This window comes from Leclercia sp. M50, assembly GCF_037150775.1.
Taxonomy (GTDB): Bacteria; Pseudomonadota; Gammaproteobacteria; order Enterobacterales; family Enterobacteriaceae; genus Enterobacter.
In genome coordinates this window covers 1-5,009 of the sequence record NZ_JBBCPK010000171.1, presented here as the reverse complement: position 1 = coordinate 5,009, position 5,009 = coordinate 1, and the positions used below count along the sequence as shown (strand labels likewise).

Annotated in this window: 5 protein-coding genes; 2 read left to right on the top strand and 3 right to left on the bottom strand. The window is 59.9% G+C overall.

The genetic code is table 11. The annotated features are described in order from the left end of the window. Nucleotides 1-23 precede the first annotated feature (23 nt). From WFM46_RS22775 to dtnK, 3 genes are read right to left on the bottom strand one after another with little or no spacing between them, the layout of a single operon-like run. Nucleotides 24-785, bottom strand: coding sequence for a DeoR/GlpR family DNA-binding transcription regulator (locus WFM46_RS22775; protein WP_103179569.1), 762 nt, complete (start codon nt 783-785; stop codon nt 24-26). Between the two features lies 1 nt (nt 786). Beyond that, a complete protein-coding gene (locus WFM46_RS22770) occupies nt 787-1,773 on the bottom strand; it encodes a D-threonate 4-phosphate dehydrogenase (RefSeq protein ID WP_336998614.1) in 987 nt (328 codons plus the stop codon). Next, a complete protein-coding gene (dtnK, locus tag WFM46_RS22765) occupies nt 1,766-2,986 on the bottom strand; it encodes a D-threonate kinase (RefSeq protein ID WP_336998613.1) in 1,221 nt (406 codons plus the stop codon). The genes WFM46_RS22770 and dtnK overlap by 8 nt, the downstream gene beginning before the upstream one ends. 169 nt (nt 2,987-3,155) lie before the next feature. On the opposite strand from dtnK, the gene WFM46_RS22760 reads away from it, so the two are divergent. Both WFM46_RS22760 and WFM46_RS22755 read left to right on the top strand, forming a co-directional pair. Beyond that, nucleotides 3,156-4,301 carry an iron-containing alcohol dehydrogenase gene (locus WFM46_RS22760; protein ID WP_336998612.1) on the top strand — a complete coding sequence of 382 codons (1,146 nt, stop codon included), beginning with the start codon at nt 3,156-3,158 and terminating at the stop codon, nt 4,299-4,301. Nucleotides 4,302-4,318: 17 nt separating this feature from the next. Further along, nucleotides 4,319-5,009 (top strand): dihydrodipicolinate synthase family protein (locus WFM46_RS22755; protein WP_336998611.1); only part of this gene is annotated, 691 nt, incomplete at its 3' end.

Sequence of the window (5,009 nt, the reverse complement as noted above, 5' to 3'; positions counted from 1 at the left end):
ATATCGCCCGCCTGCCCTGAGCCTTAAGGGGCTAAGGTCAGCGTGGCATCCAGCTGGCTTAAGGTCTGCTGTACATTCTCATCCAGACGTTTATCGGTGACGATATCGGTCAGGGAGTTGAGGTGCGCCACATTAAACAGCGACCAGGCGCCATATTTCGTGCTGTCGGCGAGCAGTACGCGGCGTCGGGCGTTGGCAATCAGATCGCGCTTCAGCGCCGCTTTCTCTTCCGTCGGAGAGGTAATGCCGCGCTCCAGATCCCAGCCGTTACAGCTGACAAAGGCGATATCCGGCCAGATATTTTGCAGCAGGCGGCGGCCATGCTCGCCAATGCAGGACTGGCTGGAATCGTCGATGCGCCCGCCAATGATCGTCACCTCAATCTGCTTAAACTCTGAGAGAAACAGGGCGATATGCAGATCGCTGGTGATGACGCGCAGCGGCAGATGGGTCAGCTGGCGCGCCAGTTCAATCATGGTGGTGCCCGCATCGAGCACCACCGCGTCACCGGCTTTAACAAAACTGGCGGCGGCGCAGGCGATGGCGTGTTTCTCCGCCAGGCTGCGCTGCATCTTTTCACTGGTGGTGGGCTGGGAGGGGATAAACCGGTTCAGGGTCACGCCACCATGGGTGCGGCTGATGACCCCCTCCTGATCGAGCTTAATCAGATCCCGGCGAATGGTCGCAGGCGAGGCATCCGTTGCCGCCACCAGCTGATCCACTGTCACCAGATTGTGCCCTTTCAGGTAGTCCATTATCTGTTCTAACCGGCTATATCCCTTCATATTATTCCCGTGTGATTTGCATCGCTAACTGGATAGAAACCGTCATGCTCTCAGACTTCGCTTTACCTGTCCACGCAATGTCAAATGCGGTGCCGTGGTCAGCTGAAGTACGGATAAACGGCAGCCCGGCGGTGATGTTCACCCCGTCATAAAAACCGAGTAATTTTAACGGAATATGGCCCTGATCGTGATACATCGCCACCACTATGTCGTACATGCCTTCGTGGCACTGCATAAACACCGTATCCGGCGGACACGGCCCGAACACATTCAGCCCCTTCGCCTTCATCGCCTCAACGGCCGGGCCGACAATCTTGATCTCTTCGTCACCAAACAGACCGTTCTCCCCGGCGTGCGGGTTAACCCCGGCCACCGCAATACGCGGATTGGTGTAGCCCACCCGCTTAAGGAAGGTATCGGCAATGCCAATCACGGTTTTTACCCGATCCTGGTTGAGGGTATCAAGGAATTTGCGCAACGCGATATGGGTGGTGATGTGGATCACCTTCAGCTGATCGGTATAGAGCACCATCGCGTAATCTTTGCTGTCGGTCAGGTGCGCCAGCAGTTCGGTATGGCCCGGATAGTGGTGGCCCGCCAGATGCAGCGCCTCTTTGTTCAGCGGCGCGGTGGCAATGGCTTTCACTTCCCCCGCCATCGCCAGCTCGGTGGCGCGACGCACGCAGCGGTAGGCCAGATCCCCCGCCTGCGCCTGCACGACGCCTGGCTGTAACGCCTCGGGCTCCGCCAGCGGCTCATCCAGCACGTTAACGATCGCCGGGCCAAACTGCGCCTCGCTGATGCGGGTAATCACACGTAACTCTGCCGGGGCGGTAATGCCTTTCTCCAGCACCCGTTGCAGAGTGCGGGCGCACCCCACCACCACGACGGGCGCACCGGAGAGCTCACCCTCGGTCAGGGATTTGATAATAATTTCCGGGCCGATGCCCGCCGGGTCACCCATCGTTACAGCAATGATATTAGTCACTCATCTTCTCCTCGATAAAATGCAAAACCTCAAGCAGCGTGGTTTCAGTACCAAAACCGCCCGCTTTGGTCATAACCGGCCCCTGCCAGCGACAACCCAAAAAACGACCGAACGGCACGCACTGCGCCACCAGTCCGCTTATTGCAAAACCTTGTGCGTTGAGCGCGCTGGCAACCGCCATCGCCACATCGCCTCCGGAGACATAGAGCGCCGCCGGGCGGCGGGTCTCCAGCGCATTACGCGTCAGCGCACCCAGAAAGGCGCTGATGGTCTCCCCCAGCGCCGCGCGGCTTAATCCGCGCTGCTGGCAGAGCGTCTCTATCTGATGCCGCGCCTGGGTGTCGGCGCAGGTATGCACCACGCAGTGCTGGCCTGCCGCAAGCGCCCGGGCGATCTGCTGCTGGTAACCCGCCATCGTCCCGTTAAACCCATCATTGATATCAATTAATACCGTGCTGACATTGTGCTGGCCGCGCACGCGCTGGATCTGCTTTTGCGCAATTTCGCTCATCGAACCGATAACCGCCAGCAGCTGGCGCGGCGTGGCAAGACGGCGCGCCAGGGCATCGCACAGTCCAGCGGAGCCCACCAACAGCGGCTTTTCATCGCAGGCAAACGCCGTGTTGATAATCTGATCCAGCTCCGCGTCGGTCTGCGCATCCACAATCACCAGACGCGCATCGCTCGTGAGCGCCGTGGCAAGTTCCGCCGGCGTGACCACCCTGCTTTTAAGCCGGGTTTGCTCCGCCAGCACCTTCGCTACCTGCGCGTGGCGCACCGGGGTTTTCGGGTCGCTGGCAAATTCGGTCTCCGTCACCGGCACGCCGTTCACCAGGCAGAGGCCCTCTTCGGTGGTGCGCCCGGCGGCCGGAAATGCCGGGGCGATAATCGCCTGGCCCTTACCGCTAAGCCTCAGCAGCGCTTCCACTTCAGCGCCCGGGTTGCCGCGAAGCGTTGAGTCAATTTTCTTAATCAGCCATTTGGCCGCGTGAACGTCGGTCGCATACCGCGTCAGTTTTTCAGCCGCCTCTGATGCCTTCATCGCCCGGCTATCGCTATTAATAACCAGCGCATCGGTGTCGTCGGTAAAAGGCGTCTGAAACGCCACGCTGACTTTTTTGCCGCTTAGCGCCAGGCTCACCCCCGCATCGTTGGCACCGGTAAAGTCGTCAGCGATCACCACGATCTCTCTGTTCAGGTTGTTCACGTTCATCCCCAAAGGTTCGTCGTTCCTGTTAATGATTATATTCAATCATGATTGATTATATGTGAGCAAGATCAAGTTATTCAGTTTGCGAATAAATTATAAATTTAGAGACACGATGACTGTGATTGCCTGTTTTGAGCGAAATCAATCACAGACACAGCAACAGGAGAGCAATGTGTTAACCATTAACAGTACGATAATCAGCGGTGCGGGTGCGATCCCGGCCCTCGCGCCCCTGCTGGCAGGCAAGTCGCGCCTTTTACTGGTCACCGACGGTAATATCGCCCGTCTGGAGGCCGCCCGCGCTATCCGCGCCCTGCTGGAAGCCGATAACCGCAGCGTCAGCGTGATTGAGCGCGTGCCGCCAGAGCCCACGCATCACGACGTTCACGCTCTGCTGGCTGACATCAACGATACCGCTTTTGATCTGGTGGTGGGCGTAGGCGGCGGCAGCGTACTGGATGTAGCGAAACTGCTCTCCGTGCTGTGCCATCCGGCCTCGCCGGGTCTGGATGCGCTGCTGGCGGGTGAAAAACCCAACACGCGCCTTGCATCGCTGCTGATCCCGGCCAGCGCCGGTACCGGCTCCGAAGCTACGCCGAACGCGATCCTCGCCATACCCGAGCAGAGCACCAAAATCGGCATTATCTCCCCGGTACTGCTGCCCGATTACGTGGCGCTGCTGCCGGAACTGACCACCAGCATGCCGCCGCACATCGCCTCCTCGACCGGGATCGACGCCCTGTGCCACCTGATCGAGTGCTTTACCGCCACCGTCGCGAACCCGGTGAGTGATAACGCAGCGCTGATAGGTCTGCGCAAGCTGGTCAATAACATCGAAACCGCCTGCGCCGAGCCGCACAACCTGGCGGCGAAGCTCGAAATGCTGTGGGCGTCCTACTACGGCGGCGTGGCCATCGCCCATGCCGGAACCCATCTGGTGCATGCCCTTTCCTATCCGCTGGGCGGGAAATATCACCTGCCGCATGGGGTGGCGAACGCCATCCTGTTAGCGCCCTGCATGCGCGTGGTGCGCCCGGACGCGGTAGAAAAATTTGCCCAGGTGTGGGATCTGGTGCCTGGCGCCGATACCTCCCTGTCGGTGGAAGCGAAATCCCACGCGCTGGTGGAGTGGTTTGCTGCCCTGGTGCGCCGCCTCAACCTCCCGGACAACCTCGAGACGCTGGGCGTCCCGCGGGATGATATCGCTTCGCTGAGCGATGCCGCCCTGAACGTAAAACGCCTGATGAACAATGCCCCGCGTCAGGTCAGCCATGCCGAGGTACAGGGTGTTTACCAGACCCTGTTCCCCGAACGTTAATATCGAAGGAGTGAACAATGCGTAACAAGATTGAAGGCGTGCTGACGGCGATCGTCACCCCCTTTACCGAGGATGGCGCCCTGCATCTGCCGGGGCTGAAACGCCAGATCCAGCGTCAGCTGGCGGCGGGTAATGGCATTTTCTGTGGCGGCACCAACGGGGAGTTTTTCGTGCTGACCGAAGAGGAAAAAGTGGCCGTCACCCGCGCCTGCGTGGAAGAGGTCGCCGGGCGTGCGCCGGTGGTGGCGCATATCGGGGAGATCTCCACCCGCGCCACTATTCGTCTCGGTAAGCAGATCGAATCCCTGGGGGTGGATGCCGTCTCGGTAATCACCCCGTGGTTTGTACCTTTAACCCAGGCGGAACTGATCGCCCACTACACCGCTATCGCCGATGCCCTGACGGTGCCGGTATTTCTCTACAACATCCCGGCGCGGACCGGCAATACCATTGAGCCGCAGACCGCGCGGGTGCTGGCTTCACACCCGAACATCATCGGCATTAAGGACAGCGCAGGCAGCTACGAGAGCCTGAGCGGATTCCTGAATGCCGTAGCGGATATCGACGATTTCGACGTGCTCAACGGCCCCGACTCGCTCATCCATCAGGGCTATGTTGAAGGTTGTTCGGCCTGTATTTCCGGGCTGGCGAACGTGGCGCCGGAGGCGATCAACGCCATCTGGACGCGTTTCCATGCGGGCGATGTTG

What these genes read in the sequence shown, in the direction of transcription:
- dtnK (WP_336998613.1), bottom strand. Translation starts at nt 2,986, where the DNA reads ATGAACGTGAACAACCTGAACAGAGAGATCGTGGTGATCGCTGACGAC.
- WFM46_RS22775 (WP_103179569.1), bottom strand. Translation starts at nt 785, where the DNA reads ATGAAGGGATATAGCCGGTTAGAACAGATAATGGACTACCTGAAAGGG.